At 64.8% G+C, this 22776-nt stretch carries 19 protein-coding genes and 2 pseudogenes; 8 read left to right on the forward strand and 13 right to left on the reverse strand.

Translation table 11 applies throughout. The features are described from left to right. Nucleotides 1-176: 176 nt before the first annotated feature. Nucleotides 177-1292 carry a ribosome small subunit-dependent GTPase A gene (rsgA, locus tag MKW15_RS01165; protein WP_276614456.1) on the forward strand — a complete coding sequence of 372 codons (1116 nt, stop codon included), beginning with the start codon at nt 177-179 and terminating at the stop codon, nt 1290-1292. A 1152-nt stretch (nt 1293-2444) separates the two neighbouring features. Here the strand turns inward: rsgA and dnaB are convergent. Beyond that, nucleotides 2445-4697, reverse strand: a complete 2253-nt coding sequence (dnaB, locus tag MKW15_RS01170) for a replicative DNA helicase (RefSeq protein ID WP_240855276.1) — start codon at nt 4695-4697, stop codon at nt 2445-2447. A gap of 496 nt (nt 4698-5193) precedes the next feature. On the opposite strand from dnaB, the gene MKW15_RS01175 reads away from it, so the two are divergent. Further along, complete coding sequence (locus MKW15_RS01175) at nt 5194-5865, forward strand: hypothetical protein (protein WP_240855277.1); 672 nt, start codon at nt 5194-5196, stop codon at nt 5863-5865. Nucleotides 5866-6079: 214 nt separating this feature from the next. Here MKW15_RS01175 and rplI read toward each other — a convergent pair whose 3' ends face one another. The 5 genes from rplI to MKW15_RS01200 form a co-directional block, all read right to left on the reverse strand. Further along, nucleotides 6080-6532 carry a 50S ribosomal protein L9 gene (gene rplI / locus MKW15_RS01180; RefSeq protein WP_240855279.1) on the reverse strand — a complete coding sequence of 151 codons (453 nt, stop codon included), beginning with the start codon at nt 6530-6532 and terminating at the stop codon, nt 6080-6082. 19 nt (nt 6533-6551) lie between these two features. Beyond that, on the reverse strand, nt 6552-6812 hold the full coding sequence (gene rpsR, locus MKW15_RS01185) for a 30S ribosomal protein S18 (protein WP_240855280.1): 261 nt from the start codon (nt 6810-6812) through the stop codon (nt 6552-6554). Between the two features lie 27 nt (nt 6813-6839). Continuing rightward, the gene (locus MKW15_RS01190) at nt 6840-7361 is read right to left on the reverse strand and encodes a single-stranded DNA-binding protein (RefSeq protein WP_240855283.1); all 522 of its coding nucleotides are present in this window, start codon (nt 7359-7361) and stop codon (nt 6840-6842) included. A gap of 129 nt (nt 7362-7490) precedes the next feature. Further along, the gene (gene rpsF / locus MKW15_RS01195) at nt 7491-7772 is read right to left on the reverse strand and encodes a 30S ribosomal protein S6 (RefSeq protein ID WP_240855285.1); all 282 of its coding nucleotides are present in this window, start codon (nt 7770-7772) and stop codon (nt 7491-7493) included. A gap of 130 nt (nt 7773-7902) precedes the next feature. Further along, on the reverse strand, nt 7903-8316 hold the full coding sequence (locus MKW15_RS01200) for a hypothetical protein (protein WP_240855288.1): 414 nt from the start codon (nt 8314-8316) through the stop codon (nt 7903-7905). Nucleotides 8317-8366: 50 nt separating this feature from the next. On the opposite strand from MKW15_RS01200, the gene MKW15_RS01205 reads away from it, so the two are divergent. Both MKW15_RS01205 and MKW15_RS01210 read left to right on the forward strand, forming a co-directional pair. Next, nucleotides 8367-9755 carry a hypothetical protein gene (locus MKW15_RS01205; protein WP_240855292.1) on the forward strand — a complete coding sequence of 463 codons (1389 nt, stop codon included), beginning with the start codon at nt 8367-8369 and terminating at the stop codon, nt 9753-9755. Next, on the forward strand, nt 9752-10330 hold the full coding sequence (locus MKW15_RS01210; RefSeq protein WP_240855293.1) for a GNAT family N-acetyltransferase: 579 nt from the start codon (nt 9752-9754) through the stop codon (nt 10328-10330). The genes MKW15_RS01205 and MKW15_RS01210 overlap by 4 nt, the downstream gene beginning before the upstream one ends. 27 nt (nt 10331-10357) lie before the next feature. Here the strand turns inward: MKW15_RS01210 and MKW15_RS01215 are convergent, their stop codons facing one another. Continuing rightward, the gene (locus MKW15_RS01215) at nt 10358-11251 is read right to left on the reverse strand and encodes a LysR family transcriptional regulator (protein WP_240855295.1); all 894 of its coding nucleotides are present in this window, start codon (nt 11249-11251) and stop codon (nt 10358-10360) included. A 244-nt stretch (nt 11252-11495) separates the two neighbouring features. Between MKW15_RS01215 and MKW15_RS01220 the strand changes: the two genes are divergently transcribed. Next, on the forward strand, nt 11496-12356 hold the full coding sequence (locus MKW15_RS01220) for a Mesocentin (RefSeq protein WP_240855297.1): 861 nt from the start codon (nt 11496-11498) through the stop codon (nt 12354-12356). 172 nt (nt 12357-12528) lie between these two features. On the opposite strand, the pseudogene MKW15_RS01225 reads toward MKW15_RS01220, so the two are convergent. Then, nucleotides 12529-12797 (reverse strand): annotated as a pseudogene (locus tag MKW15_RS01225) (hypothetical protein); the annotation flags it as partial. Between the two features lie 7 nt (nt 12798-12804). Here MKW15_RS01225 and MKW15_RS01230 point away from each other — a divergent pair. Then, nucleotides 12805-13200, forward strand: a pseudogene (locus tag MKW15_RS01230) (GNAT family N-acetyltransferase); the annotation flags it as partial. A gap of 14 nt (nt 13201-13214) precedes the next feature. On the opposite strand, the gene MKW15_RS01235 reads toward MKW15_RS01230, so the two are convergent. The 4 genes from MKW15_RS01235 to MKW15_RS01250 all read right to left on the reverse strand — a co-directional run bounded on the left by MKW15_RS01235 (nt 13215) and on the right by MKW15_RS01250 (nt 18325). After that, nucleotides 13215-13823 carry a hypothetical protein gene (locus MKW15_RS01235; protein WP_240855299.1) on the reverse strand — a complete coding sequence of 203 codons (609 nt, stop codon included), beginning with the start codon at nt 13821-13823 and terminating at the stop codon, nt 13215-13217. A 28-nt stretch (nt 13824-13851) separates the two neighbouring features. Further along, nucleotides 13852-15465 carry a glycosyltransferase family 87 protein gene (locus MKW15_RS01240; protein ID WP_240855305.1) on the reverse strand — a complete coding sequence of 538 codons (1614 nt, stop codon included), beginning with the start codon at nt 15463-15465 and terminating at the stop codon, nt 13852-13854. 8 nt (nt 15466-15473) lie between these two features. Then, nucleotides 15474-17762 (reverse strand): transglycosylase domain-containing protein, encoded by a 2289-nt coding sequence (locus MKW15_RS01245; protein ID WP_240855306.1) that lies wholly within the window; start codon nt 17760-17762, stop codon nt 15474-15476. A gap of 173 nt (nt 17763-17935) precedes the next feature. Then, nucleotides 17936-18325: a DUF5318 family protein gene (locus MKW15_RS01250; RefSeq protein ID WP_240855308.1), complete on the reverse strand. Its 390-nt coding sequence runs from the start codon at nt 18323-18325 to the stop codon at nt 17936-17938. Nucleotides 18326-18525: 200 nt separating this feature from the next. Here MKW15_RS01250 and MKW15_RS01255 point away from each other — a divergent pair, with 200 nt between their 5' ends. Together MKW15_RS01255 and MKW15_RS01260 are read left to right on the forward strand one after the other, a co-directional pair. Then, complete coding sequence (locus tag MKW15_RS01255; RefSeq protein WP_240855310.1) at nt 18526-19245, forward strand: PadR family transcriptional regulator; 720 nt, start codon at nt 18526-18528, stop codon at nt 19243-19245. After that, a complete protein-coding gene (locus tag MKW15_RS01260) occupies nt 19238-20329 on the forward strand; it encodes an inositol-3-phosphate synthase (RefSeq protein WP_240855315.1) in 1092 nt (363 codons plus the stop codon). The genes MKW15_RS01255 and MKW15_RS01260 overlap by 8 nt, the downstream gene beginning before the upstream one ends. Nucleotides 20330-20667: 338 nt before the next feature. On the opposite strand, the gene MKW15_RS01265 is transcribed toward MKW15_RS01260, so the two are convergent. Beyond that, nucleotides 20668-22686 (reverse strand): aconitate hydratase, encoded by a 2019-nt coding sequence (locus MKW15_RS01265; protein ID WP_240855317.1) that lies wholly within the window; start codon nt 22684-22686, stop codon nt 20668-20670. Nucleotides 22687-22776: the final 90 nt, after the last annotated feature.

The raw sequence follows: 22776 nt of genomic DNA on the forward strand, positions 1-22776 counted from the left end.
GCGGAGCCTGATAGAGGTGAGCCGATGACCGTCGCGGCGATCACTGCTGTACGCAGTGCCCGAGTCATCCACACCTCACAGGCCTCGTCCTGATCAGCACCCTTCTTGTTCTCCCCTAGCGGGAGTTCTGGTTGCGCGTGCGATACGGAGGGCCCCTTCCGCAAAGGTCTCCACAAATGTCTTCACACCCCACTTCACGTCAACATCGTCACGCTTCCCCTGTGGGAGCACTGCCTCTGACCGATTACGGCTGGGACGCCGACCGCGACCTCCAGTTCGCACCATTCCGTGCCGACGGGCTGATTCCTGGCCGTGTTGTGCGGGCCGAACGCGGCTTGTGCGAACTCGTCACCGCGGCCGGACCGGTTCGCGCGGTGGTTCCCGCGCACTCCGGCGTCAAGGATCGGTTGGCGACGTGCACCGGTGACTGGGTCGCGCTGCGACCGTCCACCACGTCCGACGCCGCCACCGTCGCCGAGGTTCTCGAGCGTCGGACCGCCGTGGTTCGCTCCTCCGCGTCGCGCACGTCCCATGGCCAGGTGCTGGCTGCCAACGTCGACACCGTGGTGGTGGTCGTCTCCCTCGCCGATCCAGTCCGTCCCGGGCGAATCGAGCGAATGCTGGCCATCGCCTGGGAGAGCGGCGCCACTCCCCTGGTGATCCTCACCAAAGCCGATGAGTGCGAGGATGTTTCACGGGCAGAGGCCGAGGCGGCCGAGGCCGCATTGGGGGTGGACGTGCTGGTCACCAGCGCCGCCACCGGTGAGGGCCTCGACGCCCTCACCGACGCCCTGTTTGGCACGGTCGTGCTACTCGGCCCGTCGGGCGCGGGCAAGTCGACGCTCGGTAACCGATTGCTGGGCGAGGACCTCCTGGCCACCGGTGCGGTACGCACCAGTGATGGCAAGGGCCGCCACACCACTGCCTGGCGGGAGCTGGTGCCGCTGCCGCACGGCGGTGTTCTGATCGACACGCCCGGTCTGCGCGGCGTGGGTCTGCACGACGTCGATGAGGGTCTGGACCAGACCTTCGCCGAGATCACCGAGTTGGCGCAAGACTGCCGGTTCGCCGACTGCGCCCATATCACCGAGCCGGGCTGCGCTGTCCTCGCGGCCGTCGAGACCGATCGTCTCACTCAGCGGCGCCTCGACAGCTACCGACGGCTGCAGCGCGAAAACGCCTACGCCGCATCGCGTACCGACGCGCGACTGCGCGCCGAGCAGCGGCGGCACGACAAGCACTTGACACGCACGATCCGCGCCGTCAAGAACTCTCCCAACTTCAAGCAATGACAGCGAGGACTACGGTCATGGACCTACCTACCCCAGCATCATCAGCATCCGCGAAAGCGGCCTGCGGGTCGAGCGGCGCGCTGGAGCTTCACGTCTCGCGCTATCCCGCGTCGTGGTCGTGGGTCGGGATGATCAGCACCGGGCGCCGTCGGGGCTGAAGGTGGAGATCTGGCAGTTCGCCAGTGCTGGTAGGAACCATTGCCGCGGAGTTCGCGATGACCGGCAGTCTGGTGACGCCCAACGGCGTGGTGTGCGCGACGTATGAACGCGCCGGTGATGTGGCGACAGGAACGGTGAGTGTTTGAACGCTGGTACCCCACCACTACAGGCTGCGGCGCACCGTGGCGACAGCACGTGCACGTGTTGCCAGACGGCTGTGAACTGGCTTTTTTCAGATTGTGGGCTATGGTCGGAGGGACATCTAGCCGTCAAGGAGTGAGTCAGCCGTGAAACCTGTTGTGATGGAGTGCCGTATCCTCGTATGCGCTTCGCCACGTCGAATCGACCGTTTCATCCGCCACGCTAAAACTGTTGGGGCACGGTCCTTTTCCCGTCGGGTACGCCATTCTTTCTCAGTGGAGCCCATCGTCTCACCGATGCTACGTAGCCAGTGGGATGACGACAACGGTCCCGATACCGTCCCAGGTCCTCTCACGCGCGATGTGAGCCTTGCCTTTTCGGGATTCCGCGGACAACTCACCGCAGCGCGGCTCGATTCCGTTGCACGAGATGTCCTAGCCGACCTCGAGCCTCACCCTGGCAAGTTCACCGAGGAGATCACTCCGTGGATCCTCACGCTGACTACGGAGACGGACGATCATTCGCGTCAGACCATCGCCAACCGGCATCCAAGCATCAGCGTTGGGTTGTTCCCGACGACTGCCGGTAGATGAGACACCGCGGCATCACATCAGTGAATGCGATGCCGCGGCACTGCCTGTCAAGTACTGCTTGCTGGTTGCTGCGGCGCTGTTGGTCTCACGCTGCAGCTACGACTTAGCCCAGGCACTCCGCGACATTGCGATCGTGCATCGCGCCGCGGTCCAGGAGTCCCTGGTCGGTGAGTGAGCAGCGTGCGGATGTGCGCCGCGACGGCTCACCATCGTGTTCGCCGGCCCTCGCGACCGCAGTAGCAGCAGCCGCGGCAGCAGCTCAACCCCGAGCCATGTCCACAAACCGGCTCAAATGTAGTTGGTGCGCAACGGTTATCGTCGCTGTCGGTCCATTACGGTGCTTGCCCAAAATGATGTCCGCTTCGCCCGCACGGGGGTCATCCCGCTCGATTGAATCGGGGCGATGCAGCAGGATCACCATATCCGCATCTTGTTCAAGCGATCCCGACTCGCGAAGGTCCGAGACCTGGGGCCTCTTGTCGGTCCGTTGCTCCGGTCCGCGGTTCAGCTGGCTGATGGCGACGACGGGTACTTCGAGTTCCTTTGCGAGCAACTTTAATTGGCGGGAGAACTCGGAGACTTCCTGCTGGCGGGACTCGACCTTCTTGCCCGAGGTCATCAGCTGCATGTAGTCCACGGCAACGAGTTTCAGGTCGTTGCGCTGTTTGAGGCGGCGGGCCTTCGCGCGGATCTCCATCATCGTCAGGTTCGGCGAGTCGTCGATGAACAGCGGCGCTTCGGAGATCTCACCCATGCGTCGGGCCAGGCGGGTCCAGTCGTCGTCGCTCATGGAGCCCGACCGCATGTCGGCGAGTTTGATCTTGGCTTCGGCCGAGAGTAGTCGCATGACGATCTCGGTCTTGCTCATCTCGAGCGAGAACATCGCGCTGGTCAGACCGTGGGTGATGGACGCGGAACGCAGGAAGTCCATGGCGAGGGTCGAATTGTGGGTGGGCACCATCGCCTCACCGGCCAGGTACAGGGCGTCGGCGTTGTCGACCTGCACGCAGCGCACCGGAACCGAAGCGACCGGACGGACCGCGGTGACGCGTCGGACACCGGCGGCGCGTCGAAGTTCCTTGTGCCGCACCGCTTTGTGGTGGACGGTGAACACGTCGTCGTCGGCGTCGACGCGCAGCCAACCGGTCACCGAGCGCTTGTAGTTGTAGCCCAAGCCGGCGACCAGGTCGGCGATGACGGCGGTCATGTGGCGGGTGGCGGCGGGCACGGTGATCCAGCCGTCATCGTCGACGGTGGCGCGCGCGTCGAGCAAACCGGCGAGCAGCGCTCGACGCTGGGCGATCGACCCGCGCAGATACTCATACGGGATGCGTCCACCGAGATCGGCCATCAGTGTCATCACGTCGACCGGGCCTTCAGCGTCGATGCGCATGGCGATCTCGGGATCGTTGAAGGCCATCCCCGCCAGCGCCGCAACGGTATAGGGGCCATACGCAAATCGCTTGCGCGGCAACTCCAATGGCCGGGAATTACGCACCACCGCGCAGCCCGCATGTGAGCGCAGGATCTCGGTGGTCACCACCTGCGACTCGTTGTCGATGTCAACGATCCACTGGTGCTGCTCGTCGGCGACCAGCACGGTGCCGTCGTTGAACTCCACCTCGAAGCACGGGCGGTCGGTCATCACGTCGGTCGCGGCGACCACGCGCGTGGGACGACCCTGCGCATCGATCAACTCGTCGCCGACCGACACCCGGCCCATCGTCGTCCAGCCACCCGGCGTCGGCAGAGGGGTGTCGAGCGCGAGGGCCTTACCCACACCGGGACGGGCGGCGACGATGATCATCTGGCCCGGATGCAGACCGTTGGTGACCGCGTCGAGATCGGCGAAACCCGTTGGCACACCGAGAGAAATGCCGCCACGGGAGGCGATGGAGTCGATCTCGTCCATCGTCGGCTGCAGCAGTTCCTCGAGCGGCACGTAATCCTCGGCGGTCCGACGCTCGGTGACCTCGTAGACCTCGGCCTGCGCGCGGTCGACCACCTCGGCCACATCCTGGCCGTCGGCACCGGCATAACCGAACTGGACGATGCGGGTACCCGCCTCGACGAGGCGACGCAAAATGGCCTTCTCGGCGACGATCTCCGCGTAGTAGCCGGCGTTCGCCGCCGTGGGCACCGTCGAGATCAGGGTGTGCAGGTACGGGGCGCCACCGACGCGGCGCAGCTCACCGGCACGCTCCAACTCGGCCGACACGGTCACGGCGTCGGCAGGCTCACCCTTGCCGTACAGCTCCAGGATCGCCTCGTACACCGCCTGATGGGCAGGACGGTAGAAGTCACTGGTGCGGATCTTCTCCACGACGTCGGCGATGGCGTCCTTGGACAGCAGCATCCCGCCGAGCACCGACTGTTCGGCAGCCAGATCCTGCGGCGGCTGCCGACCGAACTCCTCGGGTGGCGGCTCCGAATCGAAGCGACCACTGCCATTGCCCGACCCCTCGCCCCGACTCCGTGTTGCGTCATGCCCACGGTCATCCACAACGGCCACGCGTGCACACCTCTCGGAACGCCTTGTTGTTGTCAGCCCCGTCTTACCCGGCAGCACCGACAAACCCATCTTTCGCGGTGCGCGCAGCCACATCGAGGCGCTGAGGCAGGACACTATGACCTCAACTGAGCGCACTCAAATGAGACTGTTGATGAATCTGTTAGCGATCTGTGGACCGAATGTGAACGGCGCAGGAACCGTTGTGCAGGGACTGTGGACAAGATGAGGAATTGTGTTGTGCGTAGACGAATACGCAGCGGTCAGGGCCTTGACTTCTATCCACAGCTACCGATTTCAGATCGCACGGCGTGTCATGCGAATGTCGATATCGGGCGTGTTGCGAACCGATATCAACCCACTGTGCCCAACATTCCGGTGAACAATAGATGTGATCTGCGTTACAGCAGGTAGGCGCAGTGGGGACACCGGGGTCGGTGTGGGGCGAGCGTCCCAGATGTGGACATTCGCGTCCCGAACCGCGCGGCGCTGTGATGCAATGTCGATCGTGCCATGGATCACTCTCCATCGTCGTCTGGCGAGCGTTCTCGCCGCCGCCCTGCTCGTGTCCGCGGGAGCAGCCTTGTCGACGCCCTCTGCTGACGCAGCCCCCGTCGGACCGCCGCTGCCGGTCGAGTTCGACCTCTCGCGCTATCAACCGGTCAACCCGACGACCTTCCGTTCACTGGCCTACGTCGACAACGGGCGCTCGTTCTTCACCACCGGGCGGTGGATGTGCCAGATCGGCCCGCAGTACCGCTACGTGGGCTGTCAGGGGCGTCCTGCGACGGCTCCGTTGAACGCGACGGGCGCGATCTTTGCCCTCGACCTCCAGGGCCCGTGGTGGGTGGCGTCCAAGGGTCCTGGTGGGCAGAACTACCGCTTCGGCTCGAAGTCCGGTTTCCGCCCGCCGCTACTCGGCGTCGGCAAACGCGTCACGATCGCTGGAGTGACGTGCACGGTGCCCCGCGCCAACGAGGTGGCGTGCCGGACCGCTGATCGCGGCCTGATCTTCACACCGGCGTGGCACAAGTTCTTCTTCCCGTCGTGGGACACCATCAAACCCGGCAACGACGCGGTCGGGCACAGCCCTAACCCGGCGCCCCGGTATCTTCCGCCGCGCCTGCAGTACTGGAATCAGTTGCCGGCCAATCCACCGGCGCCGAAGTAGCTCGATTGGCCGATGGTGCGGCTGAACTGGCTGGGCGCCAACGTGATTCCCGGTTTCGGCGTGTGCTGGAGTCGGAATCTCGCCAGGCCCTTCGAGGCTCGTCGCTAGCGCTCCTCACACCTCAGGGAGCGGAAAGGGCGAGCGGCGGCTGCGCACAGCAAAGGGCCGGATGGAACGAATTCCATCCGGCCCCTTGGGGTTTGGTGCGCTGGTGTCAGCTGGCGACGACGGCGAGCTGCACGGTGGCCGCCACCTGCGGGTGCAGGTTGACGATCACCGGGTAGCTACCGGTGGCCTTGATGTGGCCCTTGGGCAGCTCGACGGTGCGCTTGTCGACGGTCGGGCCGCCGGCGGTCTTGATGGCGCCCGCGACGTCGGCCGCGGTCACCGAACCGAACAGCTTGCCCGAGTCGTGGGTCTTCACGCCCAGCGAAACGTCGGCGAGACCCTCGAGGGCCTGCTTCAGCTCGTTGGCGTGCTCGAGACCACGAACCTCGCGGGCAGCCTGCACGCGACGGATGTCGTCGACCTGCTTCTGTGCGCCACGGGTGGCCCGGATGGCCAGACCGCGGGGCAGCAGGTAGTTGCGGCCGTAGCCGTCTTTGACCTCGACGGTGTCGCCGGCTTCGCCGAGGTTCTCCACGGCAGCGGTGAGGATGAGCTTCATGTCAGTTCTCCCTTTCCGCTTATCGGCCGGTCGAGGTGAAGGGCAGCAGGGCCACTTCACGCGAGTTCTTCACGGCCACCGCGACATCGCGCTGGTGCTGAACGCAGTTCCCGGTCACGCGACGCGAGCGGATCTTGCCGCGGTCGGACAGGAAGCGCCGCAGCAGAGCGGTGTCCTTGTAGTCGATCTCAGCCTTGTTCTTGTCCTTGCAGAAGCTGCACGCCTTGGTCTTGGTGACCTTTTCGACGCGGGGCTTCCGGCTGGCTTTTGCCTTTGCCATTGTGTGTTGCTCCAGTCGTTACAAAATCTAGAAAGGTGGTTCGTCGTCCCCGCCGCTGAACGATCCGCTGTTGCTGGCAGGCGCGCTGCCCCAGGGATCATCGGCGACCTGCTGATTCGAACCGCCACCGCTGCGGCTTCCGCCGCCGCCCGACGATCCGAATCCGCCGCCGCCCCCACCGCCGCGCGAGGCCTTGTTGACCTTGGCGGTGGCGTAGCGCAGCGAGGGACCGATCTCGTCGACCTCGAGTTCCACGACCGTGCGTCGTTCGCCTTCTTTGGTTTCGTAGGACCGCTGCTTGAGCCGTCCTTGCACGATGACCCGGGCACCCTTGGTGAGGCTCTCGGTCACATTCTCTGCCGCGTCCCGCCAGATGTTGCAGCGGAGGAACAGCGCTTCGCCGTCCTTCCACTCATTGGTCTGGCGGTCGAAGGTGCGCGGAGTGGAGGCCACCGTGAAGTTCGCCACCGCAGCACCGGACGGCGTGAACCGCAGTTCCGGGTCGGCGGTGAGGTTTCCTACGACGGTGATGACCGTGTCGCCTGCCATGTGTGTTTCCCCTCGGGTCGTGTGTGGGCACTCGCTGATCGACGTGCACCGGGAGTCAGTTGGGTTTGACCACTGCGTCAACCCTAGGGCCCGGTACCGACGTGTTCAGACGATCAAGGAATCTGTGGATTACTTCCGCAGGACCTTGGTGCGCAGAACCGACTCGTTCAGCTTGAGCTGACGATCCAGCTCGGAAACAGTCTTGGGCTCCGCGTTCAGGTCGATGACCGCGTAAATGCCCTCGTTGTGCTTGGCAATCTCGTAGGCAAGACGGCGCTTGCCCCAGATGTCGACGCCATCCACCTTGCCGCCGTCATTGCGGACAACATTGAGGAAGGTATCGAGTGAGGGTGCGACGGTGCGCTCGTCCAGATTCGGATCGAGGATGACCATCAATTCGTAGTGACGCATAAGACCACATCACCTCCTATGGGCTAATCGGCCACGGACGTTCCGTGGCAGGAGGGTCGCCTGCGTCGGCAACCGCTCCAAGATACACGACCAGGGGGTTTGGAAGAAAATCCGTGCACAGCGATGCGCGTCAGGTTGCCACGGTGACGCGATAGTTGAGCTCCAGTTCCGAGACCGCGTAGCCGTACAGATCGACCTGGGTGTGCAGCCAGCGTCGGCCACCGCCGCGCGGATCGTCGATGACGGTGGTCACGGCCCGCGCCACACCCAATGCCATCGGGGCCTGCGATCTGCTGAGGAACCGGCGCACGGAGACCTCCGTGTGCACAGACAGCGGTTCATCCGGGTAGTCGAGGCTGTCGGGGACAAAGAAGGCGAGCGGCGAGACGTCGGTGTGCCGGACAATGCCGCGAAACGACTGGTTGTGCACCAGCACGAGCACACCCTGGTACACGGTGATCTGCTGCGATGACACGTCCGCGGCGGCAGCATCCACGGTGTATCGCAGTCCTGGTGTGACCGCCTGAACGCTGATCGGTTCCACACGACCAGCGTAGGTGCTCGACGCTGCGGAGCACCGCATACGCTGTGATCATGGGTGGACCGCGTACTCCGATTCGCTCGCGGTTCCCCGCGTTCACCGGTCGCGGCGAGACAGTCCTCATCATCGTGGTGGCCCTGCTTCTCACCTGCCTGTCGCTGGCGTGGAGCTATCACGTCAAGGTGCGCTGCGGCGGCGACCCGTTCGACGCGGACGGTCGAAGCCAGAACTTCCCCGGCGGCGACCAGACGCGCCTGATCCCCTGCTACTCCGACATCATGCAGCTGTGGCTCGACCGCGACGTCGACAAGCACGTCTTCCCCTACATCCACGGCGGCATCCACCCCGACGGCACCCTCTACGGCGGGGTCGTCGAATACCCGGTGCTGTCGGGGTTGCTGATCTATCTCGGAGCGATCGGCGCCCACACCGACACCGAGTTCTTCCAGCACACCATCTGGCTCCTCACGCCGTTCGCCTTCCTGATCACCGTGCTGCTCGCACTGATGGCGCGGTGGTGGGTGCTGCTGTGGGTGGCGACACCCCCGTTGATGCTCTACGCCTTCCACAACTGGGAGCTGCCGGTGGTGGCCACCACGGTCGGGGCGATTGCGGTGATGGCGTGGGGGTCGAGCCCCGATCCGCGGACAGGAGATCGGCGGCTCTCGCTACGGACGTCGGCCGTGCTGGCGGCGATCCTGCTGGCAATCGGCTTCTGCCTCAAGCTCTATCCGGGTCTGTTCGTCCTCCCGCTCGCCCTGTACGTGCTCTATCGAGGCGACGACACCAAGCGCGGACCCGACTGGAGGAGCGCCGGCTGGGTTGTCGGCGCCGCTTCTCTGACCACCCTGCTGGTCCAATTGCCCTTCATCGCACTGGGTTTCGACGGTTGGAAGGCGGCGTGGCAGTTCCAGGGCAAGCGCACGGCCGACGCGACCACCAACTCGGTGTGGTACTGGGGATTACGCTTCCTCTTCGACGACGACACCCCGAGCTACGACGCCGTGGTCGGCGTCATGTCACCGTTGCTCATCCTCGCCGCGTTCGCCGTCGCCATCGCGCTCAGCCGACGACGCCAGGAACAGCTTGGCTACTACCCGTGGATCGGGGTGGCTGCATCGATGTTGGCCGGGTTCATGCTCTTTCACAAGGTGCATTCACCGCAGTACACGCTGTGGCTTCTACCGTTCTTCGTCCTGCTGCAGGTGCGCTGGCAGCTGATCGCGGTCTACCTCGTCGCGGACTTGGTGCTCGACATCTCCATCTTCCGCTACATAGGCTTCATCCAGAACGGGTGGCCGTCGTGGGTGCCGATCGCAGGCGTGTCTATCTCCGTGTGGGTCCATGCGGTCATCCTGGCCCTGCTGATCGTGACCTTCGTCCGCACGCCGCTGCGAGAACCATTGGCAACCATGATGACAAGAGAGAAGGTCCCCGCGTGAGTTCCTGGCTGGGTAGCGGTCCTCTGATCGGGGAACGAGTGACGTTGCGGCCGTTGAGATTCGACGACGTCGAGGCATTGTCAAAGGTGGTGGGCGATCCTTCCCGATTCCGCTGGGTACCGGGCGTCCCGGTCGACGCTGTCAGCGCCCGCAGCTTCGTCGAAGCAGCCCTGCACGATCCGGAGAGGCGCGTCGGTTTCGCGGTGATCGACAACGAGACCGGGACGCTGATCGGTTCCACCAGTTACTACGACATCGACGCAGCCAACCTCACCTGTGCGATCGGCTACACCTTCTATACCGAAGCGGCACAAGGCACGACGATCAACCCGACCGCCAAGTACCTGCTGATGAAACACGCCTTCGAAGATTGTGGCGCGGTTCGGCTGGTGTGGCACACGCACGAGAACAACGCCCAATCCCGTGCTGCCATCACCAAACTCGGCGCCACCTTCGAGGGGTTGCTGCGCAAGCATCGACGCTTCGGCGACGGATGGCGCACCACGGCGCAGTTCGCGATGGTCGACGAGGATTGGCCGGCGGCGAAGGAGACACTTCTGCAACGACTACCGTGACGATGGCGATCAGAGCTCCCCCACTTCTCACACTCGCGAACCACCGTCGATCATGGCGGATCGCAACGCCGAATGACTGTGCGGCAACCAGATCGCCTGCACAGGCACGAGCGGCGGTTCGTCGAAGTCGATCACGCGTATCGATCCACCCGCGAGCTCGCCGGCCGCATCCGTCACGAACGCCGCGGCGGACCGGTGACGCAGCACCGCGGTGAAGGGCGGGGTTCCCTGAACGTTGTTGATGATCAGCGAAGGCTCAAATCCGGAACGCCGACAATAGGATACGAGAAGATCGGTGTAGAACGAATGCCGTTCCGGAGCCCATACGACGATGGGGGTGGTGGCGAGTGCCTGCGCGGCGATCTGTCGCTCTCCTGCAAGCGGATGCTCCACATGGACCGCCAGCCGCAGTTCGTGATAGGCGAAAACCGACGACATCAATGCCTCGGGCGCGTCCACTCCACGACGAAGGGCGACGTCGATGTCGTTGCTCAACAGTTCTTCCCGAAGGTCTCCGGGGAAGAGCTGACGAACCGTGATGGGCTGCTCCGGCTCCGCGGCGATGATGGGACGGAGTAACCGGTACACCTCTTCACCAGAGATCGCCGGGGAGTGCCCGACGACGAACGGTGTCGGCCGGCCGGTCGCCACCGATTGCACTGACCGGACCAACGCCGCGTTGCCCGCGAGGATCGCCTTCGCGCCCTCATAGAGTACTTTCCCGGATTCGGTGAGCACCCAGTGCCGGTGCGAGCGATCGAAGAGCGGGGTGTTCAGCTCACGCTCGAGCTGACGCACCGAGGCGGAGAGCGCCTGCTGTGTCAGAAAGAGATTCTGCGCCGCGCGGGACAACGTGTCCGACTCGGCCGCCACCACGAAGTTTCGGAGGCGCCTACTGTCCAGCATCATCGGATCGGTCACGTCATCCTCCCTTCACATCGATCTCCAAGCGAGACAACGGTGGATGTCACGAACGACATCTGCGTCCGATGCCGGTGCCGCACGGCGCACGGGCTGTGGCCACTGCCGGTACAAGTCTGATTTGCACTACCCAAAAGCCTCGTTGTTCGTCGGTGGAGATCCGTCAGCATTTGCTTGAATCCTATCGAGAATGTCCACGCGGTCACGATGTGATCGCCCGCGGAATGTATCCGAGAAGAGCGTGATGAAAAGAGTACTTGTATGTGCGGCATCCCTATTCGCTGTGTGCTTCTTTCTGGCGGCATGTAGCGATGACACCTCGTCGGACTCGGCCGCCACGTCGACCAGCATTGTCAATGCGGCGGGATCGTGGGACACCAACGGCAAGCCGGTGAACGGCGGACCCAAAGGTGCGGACGGTTCGATGGGCAACAACCTCACGCGCGGCTTCTGCGCCCACAACGAGGACCCGAAGTGCCCCACCGGAACCTATCTCGGCCCGCATGTGGCGACCCATCCGGCAAGTGGTTTCTGGGACGGGAACGGCAACCCGGTCAAGGGTGGTCCGACCGGGGCGGATGGATCGACCGGCAACAACAAGACGCAGGCGTACTGCGCGCGGAATCAGGATCCCGCTTGCCCGAAGGGCAGTTTCGTCGCAGCTGACGCCATTCGGAATCCGAACGGCAGCAACTCGTACGTGAAGTGCGAGGGAACCGTATGCACCAACCCGAATCACGGCGGCGGCCCGGGCAATGGGGCATGGGACGCCGCCGGCCGCCCTGTCAACGGTGGTCCGCAGGGTGCCGATGGGTCGGAGGGGAACAACAAGTCCCAGGCCTACTGCGCACAGAACCAGGATCCGGCCTGCCCGAGCGGCTCCTACGTCGCGCCAAAGGCGATCCCCGCACCTGACGGATCCAACAGGTACGTTCCGTGCGAAGGCACGGTCTGTACCAATCCCAACAACGGCGCGGGCAATGACCCCGGTGCCGACGACACGACCCAGAACGACGACACGACCCAGGACGACACGACCCAGGACGACGACACGACCGAGGACAACGCCCCGACCACAGCCCCGGACGACGACGGCGAGAACTGAGCACCGGGCGCCTCCGGGCGCCGGCAATCGCCGGCCCCGGAGGTGTCAGCCGGCAGAGTGGGCGAGCGCAGGTCCCGGCGCTTGCGGCGGGTTCTGCGCCGACGACCGCACGGATCTCGGTCCCAACTTGTCCGGCGCGTCGGCGTCGCACGAGATCGTCGGCGGGATGTCAGATCTGCCAGATCACCAGGGCGCACAGCGCGAGCACCATCAGACCTCGCAGCACCACCGCAAAGGTGAACCGTTCGTCGGGTAATTATCGGCGGCTGGGGTCGAGGAACAGGCCCATCCGGGGAATCCAGAGCAGGCGTCGATCACCATCCAGCTCAACACAATTCGCGTGTGCGGCAGCGCCAGCACCGCGAGCGGGACCAGCCACAGCGAGTACTGCGGACTCCACACTTTGTTGACCAGGAGGAATCCCGCGACGAGCAGCAAGCTGAAGACACCTGAGCAGCGCGTCGCGTTCGCCGTCATCGACAGCGAGACCGGCGCGCTGGTCGGCTCGACCAGCTACTACGACATCGACGCGGCCCACCTGACGTGCGCCATCGGCTACACCTTCTATACCGAAGCGGCACAAGGCACGACCATCAACCCCACCGCCAAGTATCTGCTGATGCGTCACGCCTTCGAGGACTGCGGCGCCGTGCGGCTGGTGTGGCACACGCACGAGAACAACGCCCAATCACGAGCGGCGATCACCAAACTCGGCGCCACCTTCGAAGGCCTGCTGCGCAAGCACCGACGTTTCGGCGATGGATGGCGCACCACAGCGCAGTTCGCGATGGTCGACGACGATTGGCCGCCGGCGAAAGAACGTCTATTGCAGAGGATGTCGTGATCCGCATGGGCGGGTCACTGTCCGACCCGGTCCACCTTCGCGACACACAGATCTGAGTTCTCTTGCTCGACAGTGATCTCCATGGTGAAAGGGACCTTTGGCGTGGGTCCGGAGGAGGTCGTCTGCGTGACCGTGAACACGACGATGACTGGGACGGCATCGGGCGTGCGGTTTTCCGAATCGATCGCCGTGCGCTGAACCTGTGCCGATGCGGCTATCTGCTTACGCAGTTGCAGAGTCGTTTCTCTCGCATTCTCCAGCCCAGTGCGGGCACTCGAGCCGGGACAGGTTGACGCGATGGCCCGCTCATATCCGGACTGATCGGTCGGCGTCGACGTACTGAAGTCCGTCACGAACTGGCCGGCGAATTCGGTGTACTCCTTATCCGAGAAGCCAGACTCATCGTCGTTTCCACTTGCGGCCAGGACAGCCCAGATCACACCTCCGGCAACAAGTGCCACAACGACGACAGCCGCCAGGACGATCCCGATGATCAGGCCGGTACGCGAACGTCGTGGCGGCGGAGGCGCGTACGGACCCCATGTCTGTCCCGGCTGCATCGGCTGTCCGGGCGGCATCGGCGGAAACGGCGGGGGTTGCCCACCTGCGTTGTCGTATGTCATTCGTTGACCCCCTTGCGTCGGTTTGCGGTCAGGCTGGTTCAGGCTCTCGCTCGCCCAGCGGTTGCGGGCTCTGCCGACCCATCACCTTCGGTCCCAGTTTGTCCGGCGCACCGTCGAGCACTCCGCCGGCCGGGTCGTCGTAGTGACCGCCAAGACGCCTGCGCCGCACCAGGTCGTCGGCGGGATGCCAGATCTGCCAGATCACCAGGGCGCACAGCGCGAGAACCATCAGACCCCGCAGCACCACCGCGAAGGTGAACCATTCGTCGGGCAGCCATCGGCGGCTGGGATCGAGGAACAGGCCCATCCGGGGAATCCAGAGCAGGGCGTCGATCACCATCCAGCTCAACAAAATTCGCGTGTGTGGCAGCGCCAGCACCGCGAGCGGGACCAGCCACAGCGAGTACTGCGGACTCCACACCTTGTTGACCAGGAGGAATCCCGCGACGAGCAGGAACGCGAGCTGCGCAACCCGCGGCCGTTGCGGAGCAACCAATCCGATGGCCACCACGGCGCCCACGACGAGCACCAGCAGCACCATCGTCAGCCCGTTGAGCAGACTCACATTCCAGGCGCTACCGCCGAGATCGGTGATGACGCGGTACCACGTGTCGGGGTCGGCGTTACGATCGGCATTGAGGCGGAAGAACTCTCGCCAACCGTTCGGGTACAGGACGAGGATCGGCAGGTTGACGGCCAGCCAGGTGGCGACCGCGGTGGCGGCCGTGGCGGCAAACTCCCGTAGCTTGCCCGCTCGTAGACACAGCACCGCCAGCACGATCAGGAGCAACGCCGGATACAGTTTGGCCGCTGTGCCGACACCGATGAATATGCCTGCCAGCCAGGGCATCCGGCGCGACCACGCGAGCATGGCCAGCGCGACCATGGCGGTGGCGATGGCGTCGAAGTTGGTGAAGGCGTGCACCAGAACCAGCGGCGAGAGTGCCGCCAACCACACCGACCACATGCGCGCGCCCGCAGTCAGAGCGGTCGCCCAGATGGTGACCAGCCAGAACAACGCCAGACCGAGCGCGACGACGTTGAAGAACAGCACGACGTCGATCGCAGCGGGAACTCCCCAGTTGTCGTGCGCCCAGCTCCACCAACCGGCCACCCGTGCGGCTCCGTACATGTACATGCCGGTGAGCACCGGATACTCCATGTAGCGCTTGATCTGTTGGCCGTTGCCGTCGTCCTGATACCAGTAATCCCGATAGGGCAGCGCGCCCATGTCGAGCCGTTCGGCCCCGTACAGACTGATGACGTCCGAGTAGCAGAGGTCGGTGAACTGTCGCTGGTCGTCCCAGTCGAGTCGCGCCACCGCGCCGGGCTGGCCGGCGGTCCCGTCGTCGGGCTCTGCCTGCTGCAGACATCCCGCCTTGCCGAACCAACTGAGCGCGAGCGTGAGAAGCGCGAGGCCGAACAAGACACGGATCGGCGTCAGGTATCGGCTACGACCAACCGCGGCATGTGCGCCCACCGGACCGCCGACAACCGAACTTGCCTCCCACACAAGATGATCCGTGTGCGACGGGGCGATTCGGTGTTCGTCGGTACGCCGATCCGCCGAGAGTGGGAGCGGGCTTACACCGTCCGGTTGTGCTTCACCGCCAACGGGTTCCGACCCACCAGGTTCCGACACTGCCGGGGTCAGCCGATCGGGGGATTCGGCACGTCGCCGCCGTCGTCGTTGTTCCCGTTCCCGCTGTCGTCGTTGCCGTTGTCGTTGTTGTTCTCGTTGCCCTGGTTGTCGCCACCGCGTGGCGGTCCGGTCGGAATCGTGATCCCGGGCACCGGGGTCCAGTTGCCGTCGCCGCCATTGCGGTTGGTGTCATCGCCACCGCGCGGGGACGTGCGCGGACCTCGCGGCTGCGTGGTCGTGTTGTCGTAGGTGACCGGCGGCGGCTCGTAAGGCACCCCGGCCTGACCGCCGACCGCATCGGGTTCCGGGAACTGCTGAATCGGCTTGCCGGTGAGCGCGCCGTTCATCGCGGCCTGCCAGATGTCGGACGGCAGACCACTGCCATAGATCGACGCGCCGTTGAGATTCTCGATCGCTCCGCCGCCGTTGGTCCCGACCCAGACGGCCGTCGACAACTGCGGCGTGTACCCGACCATCCACGCATCCTTGTTGTTGCCGGTGTCGCCGAGCTGCACGGTGCCTGTCTTGGCCGCCGACGGGCGCGAGCCGAGGGTCGAATCGGAGAGGGCGTGCCCGTTGGAGTACGACGCGACCGGCTCGAGCGCGGCCGTCACGTTGTCGGCGACCTTGGCCGGGAACACCCGCTGGCCCGAGTTCTTCTGCCGCTCGAACAGCACATTGCCGTCGGAGTCGGTGACCTTCTGGATGAAATACGGCTCGCGATAGATGCCCGATGCAGCCAGCGTCGCGTATGCCGACGCCATGTCGATCACGCGCGACGGGTACTGCCCGAGCACGACGCCGCCCTCGGGATAGCCGTTGGCCTCCTGCAGCGTCTGCTCGATGTCGCCGAAGGACCGTGCGACGCCGGCCTGATGCGCCGCGTCGGCCACGGCCTTCGCCTGACCCTGGAGGTCCATCATCAGCCGGTAGTAGACGGTGTTGAGCGACATCTTCATGGCGGTGGCCAGGTTGCACGACCCGCAGCTCTCACCGTCGGAGTTCTCCACGGTCAGTCCGTTGCTGGCCTGGTAGGGAGCGGAGCTGTAGACGCGGGAGAGCGGAATGCCCTGCTCCAGCGCGGCGACCAGCGCGAAGACCTTGAACGACGAGCCGGTCTGCAGCCCGGCCTGGGCGTAGTCCCAGCCGAGCGACTCGTCGCCGCCGTAGTAGCCGCGCACGGCACCGGTCCGCGGATCGATGGAGACCGCCGCGGCCCGCAGATTCTTGGGTTCGCCGTTGAGCTTGCCGTCGGGGCACTTGTAGATGCGGTTCTGCCGGCACGCGGCCTGCACCACCGAGTTCTGCACCTGCGGATCGATGCCGGTCTCGATCTTCAGTCCGCCGGTACGAAGCTGCTTGTCGGTGATCCCGACCCTCGGCAGTTCCGCGAGGACCTGCCGTTTGATCAGGCCACTCGGACCGGGTGTGACGTCGGAGAAGCTGCGCGGTTCGATCGTCTTGGGGAGACGGTCACGAACCTCGAGTGCCTGCTGCTTGGTGATCGCACCGGTCGAGACCATGCCGTCGAGCACGTACTGGTAGCGGCCGAGCACCACGCCCGGGTTGATCGCGGGGTCGTAGTACGACGGCGCGCGCACGATCGCGGCGATCAGCGCGGCCTGATCGATGGTCAGGCCCTTGTTGATGGACTTGCCGTAGTAGGCCTGCGTCGCGACGGCGATGCCGTATGCGCCGCGGCCGAAATAGATGGTGTTGAGGTAGGACTCGAGGATCTTCTCCTTCGACCACCCGTTGCCCGGCTTCATCTTCGCCGCGTACGCCAGTTCGCGGAACTTGCGGCTGTAGCTGCGTTCGTCGCCGACGATCGCATTCTTCACATACTGCTGGGTGATGGTCGAACCGCCGCCGGCGTCGGCGTTGCCGGTCAGCTTGCCGATCACGGCACGCGAGATTCCCTTGGCCGAGAAGCCGTCGTTGTCCCAGAACTCGCGGTCCTCGGCAGCCACGATGGCCTGCGTCATGGTCTGCGGGATCTCGTCGTAGGGGATCACCTTGCGGTCGCCGTCGGCCTGCTTGACCTCGGCGATCATGTTTCCGCCGGAGTCGACGATGGTCGCCTTCTGGCTGACCTCGGGTTCCGGGATCTCGGCGTGGTAGTACGTCCAAGCGAACGCCATGACGAGCACCAGGATGACGGCCGGGACCACCGCGCCGACAATGCCGAGTGCCCACGCGAACCGCGTGTGCTTCTTGTGATTCGCGCTGTTGCTCCCCCGGGCCGGACCAGTTCCGGCACCACGCGACGTGGGCGAAGTGCTTCGTGCCTCGCTCATCGTCAACCTTTCCCACCGGGCCACGCGGGCTGTCTCACCGCCACCACAGTACTTCTCGATCGTGTTTCGTTATCCCATCGTGACGTATCGGCCCGCCTCACGGCAAAATCGTCGCGCAGAACACAGTCTCCTGCGACGACGACCAAGACCAACGTTCGATGGTGAGTTGCTGACTATTTGGCCACGCGACGAGTCCGCGTCGACCGCGGTGGCAACCCCGCAACGTACGACTGGACGAGATGGTTCCAGCTACACGTCCGGCACACCTCGACCACGTGCACCGAGAACTCCTCGGCACTCGCGTCGAGCTTGGCGATCTCCTCGGTGCTGCGGGCCGAGCCCGACACCTGTCCGAGACGCTCGCCGAACACCCAGGAGACCAGCGTGACCTGCTCTTTTCGGCAGATGGGGCACACCGTCTTCGACGGGCGGCCATGGAATTTGGCGGCACGCAGTAGATACGGACTCGCATCGCAGACATCGGCGACGGCGGTCCGGCCCGAGTGAACCTGGGCCAACCGCGCGCGCCGCTGCAGGGCGTAGTCGACGATCTGGCGTTGCACGTGTTTCAGCGTACGTCCTGCGTTGGTGGACCGCCCGCGCGACGTGCGGCCGCAGCAATGTGTCGAGTTGCATGGACGATTGTTATATCGGTGCGATACATTGGTGGACACATCGAAGCGAGGTGTCGGAGCGTCAGTGTGCACCGACACGTCATCGATACACATGCGTCGGACCACACGACCCCGGAAGGGGGTGAGGAATGCTCGAACTGGCCGTTCTCGGACTGCTGATCGAATCCCCCATGCATGGATACGAGCTGCGCAAACGCCTGACCGGTCTGCTCGGTGCGTTCCGTGCCTTCTCTTATGGGTCGCTGTATCCGACGCTGCGCCGCATGCAGGCGGACGGTCTCATCGATGAAGCCGCCACGCCGTCGGGGATGAAGGTTCGACGCGGACGCCGTGTCTACCAGCTCACCGACAAGGGGCGGACCCGGTTCAGCGAGCTCGTCGCCGACACCGGTCCGCAGAACTACACCGACGACGGATTCGGTGTGCACCTCGCGTTCTTCAGCCGGACCCCGGCCGTGGCGCGGATGCGCATCCTGGAAGGTCGCCGTCGGCAAGTGGAAGAACGCCGCGAGGGTTTGCGCGAGATCGTCGGAAGGTCCAACCGGACCGTCGACCGCTACACCCGGCAACTGCATCAGCTCAGCCTGGAATCCAGCGAACGTGAAGTGCGCTGGCTCAACGAGCTGATCGCGGCCGAGAACTCAGGATCTGCCGCCGACGACACGTCTGTGACAGATCCGGGTGGCACCAACGTGGATGCCACCGACACCGCAACCGACAGCGATGTCTTCGATGATGACGCCTTTGAGGGCGATGTCTTCGATGCGGAAACTGAGCAAGTGAAAACACCGGTCGCGCAGCGAACGTCTGCGGCGCCGCGAGAAGAAGGAGAACCCGACCATGGGTGAGCCCAACAAGGTGCGCGTTGCCATCGTGGGCGTAGGAAACTGCGCTTCATCCTTGGTGCAAGGCGTGCAGTACTACAAGGACGCCGACGAGAACTCCACCGTGCCCGGCCTGATGCACGTGAAGTTCGGCGCCTACCACGTGCGCGACGTCGAGTTCGTCGCTGCCTTCGACGTCGACGCCAAGAAGGTCGGCTTCGACCTCTCCGACGCGATCTTCGCCAGCGAGAACAACACCATCAAGATCGCCGACGTGCCGCCGACCGGCGTCACCGTGCAGCGCGGCCACACCCTCGACGGACTCGGCAAGTACTACCTCGAGACCATCACCGAGGCCGAGGGCTCCGGCGTCGACATCGTGCAGGCGCTCAAGGACAACCAGGTCGACGTCCTCGTCTCCTACCTGCCCGTCGGCTCCGACCAGGCCGACAAGTTCTACGCGCAGTGCGCCATCGACGCGAATGTCGCGTTCGTCAACGCCCTGCCGGTGTTCATCGCCTCCGACCCGGAGTGGGCGCAGAAGTTCGTCGACGCCGGCGTCCCGATCGTCGGCGACGACATCAAGAGCCAGGTCGGCGCGACCATCACCCACCGCGTGATGGCCAAGCTGTTCGAGGACCGCGGCGTCACCCTCGACCGCACCTACCAGCTCAACGTCGGCGGCAACATGGACTTCAAGAACATGCTCGAGCGTGAGCGCCTGGAGTCCAAGAAGGTGTCCAAGACCCAGGCCGTCACCTCGAATCTCACCGGCCCGCTCGCCGGCAAGGTCCAGGACAAGAACGTCCACATCGGCCCGTCCGATCACGTCGAGTGGCTCGACGACCGCAAGTGGGCCTACGTCCGCCTCGAAGGCCGCGCCTTCGGTGACGTGCCGCTGAACCTGGAGTACAAGCTCGAGGTGTGGGACTCCCCCAACTCGGCCGGCATCATCATCGACGCCGTGCGCGCCGCCAAGATCGCCAAGGACCGCGGCATCGGCGGACCGGTCATCCCGGCCTCGGCCTACCTGATGAAGAGCCCCCCGCAGCAGCTCGCCGACGAAGTCGCGCGTCAGCAGCTCGAGGCGTTCATCATCGAGGGCTGAGTCTTTCCGCTCTGACAGCCGTGCCGCACACCGAAAAGGTGTGCGGCACGGCTGTTTTCGCTCCATCGCGGCGCCATCTGCTGTCCGCTCCCTGAGGTGCGAGCCTGCGAGCCTCGAAGGGCCGGTGAGACAAGGCAATTGGTCAACCCCGTAGCGACGGTCACCGGGGCCGAGGCTCCTCGCTAGCGCTCGTCGCACCTCAGGCAGCGGACAGGGCTTCGCTCGCTCGTCGCACCTCAGGCAGCGGACAGGGCTTCGCTAGCGCTCGTCGCACCTCAGGCACCGGACAGGGCTTCGCTCGCTCGTCGCACCTCAGGCAGCGGATGGTCTCGTGCGCCTCAGGAAGCGGATGGATTGGTCGCGACGGTCGTCTCGCGCGCCTCCTGGTGATCCGACTCATGCTCGGCCGCGAGCCGCGGAATGATGCCTCCCGCGAGGACATCGGCCACCTGTCGCGCCGACAACCGGTGTCGCACCGTGAATGTCGTGTCCTTGGTGACGTTGTGGACGCTGATCTCGTCCTTGGATTCGAGCACATCGCGGAGATTCTCGACGTGGAGCACGTCGTCCTGGTCGATGCCGTCGTAGTCGGCAGGGTCGTCGAATTCGACTGCGAGAACACCGAAGTTGGCCAAGTTCTGCCAGTGGATGCGCGCGAACGATTTCGCGATGACCATGCGCAGACCGAGGTGGCGCGGCGCGATCGCGGCGTGCTCACGTGACGAACCCTGACCGTAATTCTCACCGCCGACGATGATGTGCCCGGTGCTTTCGGCGTCCCGAGCCCGATCGGGATAAGTCTCGTCGACGCGGGTGAACGAGAACTCCGCCAGCTTCGGGATGTTCGAACGAAACGGCAACGCCCGCGCCCCGGCCGGTGAGATCTCGTCGGTGGAGATGTTGTCACCGAGCTTGAGCAGCACCGGGGCCTCGATCTCGTCGGGGAGGTCGTCGAGCTCGGGCAGGCTGGAGATGTTGGGGCCCTTCACCGGTTCGATCTGCGCCGCCTCGTCGGCATCCGGCGGCGCCACCAGCATCGCGGTGTTGATCGCATGATCGGTGGGCAATGCCAACTCGGGGTAGGCCATGTCGACGTCGCGGGCCCAGTCGCGCGGATCGGTGATCACCCCGGTCAGGGCCGACGCCGTGGCAGTCTCCGGCGAGCACAGCCACACCGCGTCCTCCTTTGTCCCCGACCGTCCCGGAAAGTTGCGGGGCATGGTGCGCAACGAGTTTCGACCTGTCGCCGGTGCCTGACCCATGCCGATACAGCCCATACAGCCCGCTTGATGAATACGCGCACCACCGATGACGAGACTCGCCGTCGCCCCCATCGTGGTCAGGTCGGCGAGGATCTCGCGTGATGTGGGATTGATGTCGAAGCTGACCTCGCCCAGCGTCTGACGGCCCTCGACCATCGCGGCGGCGATGGCGAAGTCGCGCAGACCGGGGTTGGCGCTCGACCCGATGACCACCTGCGACACCGGTTCTCCGGCAACCTCGGACACCGGGACGACGTTCCCGGGCGACGACGGTTTGGCGATCAACGGCACGATCTCGGACAGGTCGATCGTGTCTTCGACGTCGTAGGTCGCATCGTCGTCGGCGACGAGCTCGACCCAATCGTCCTCGCGCCCTTCGGCCCGCAGGAACTCGCGCACGGCGTCGTCGCTGGGGAAGACGGTGGTGGTGGCTCCGAGTTCGGCACCCATATTGGCGATGACGTGGCGGTCCATCGCGCTCAGCCCGGCCAGCCCCGGACCGTGATACTCGATGATGCGGTTGACCCCACCCTTCACGTCATGGCGGCGCAGCATCTCGAGGATGACATCCTTGGCCGAACACCATTGCGGCAGTTCGCCTTCCAGGCGCACTCCCCAGATCTCCGGCATGCGGATGTTGAGTGGGTGCCCGGCAATCGCCAGTGCGACCTCCAGCCCGCCGACGCCGATCGCGAGCATGCCCAGCGAACCCGCAGCAGGTGTGTGCGAATCCGATCCCACCATCGTCTTGCCGGGAATTCCGAAGCGCTGCATGTGCGTTGGGTGCGAGACACCGTTACCTGGCTTGGAGAACCACAATCCATAACGCGCACAAGCGGTTCGCAGATAGTCGTGATCCTCGGCGTTCTTCTCGTCGGTCTGCAGCAGATTGTGGTCGACGTACTGCACACTCACCTCGGTCTGTGCCCGGTCGAGCTCGAGGCCCTCGAGTTCCTGCATGACCAGGGTGCCCGTCGCATCCTGTGTCAGGGTCTGATCGATGCGGATCGCGATCTCGGATCCGGGTGTCATCTCACCCGACTCCAGGTGTGCTCCGATGAGTTTCTGTGCGATGTTTCGAGGTTCGTTTGACATGTCGGGTCCTCGGCCGTCCTCACGCGTCACCGCGACCTCTCGCGCACCACAGACGACGTCGGACCGAGCGCTGCTTCTTCTCGGTCGCCG

The organism is Gordonia gummivorans (genome assembly GCF_022513585.1).
GTDB lineage: Bacteria > Actinomycetota > Actinomycetes > Mycobacteriales > Mycobacteriaceae > Gordonia.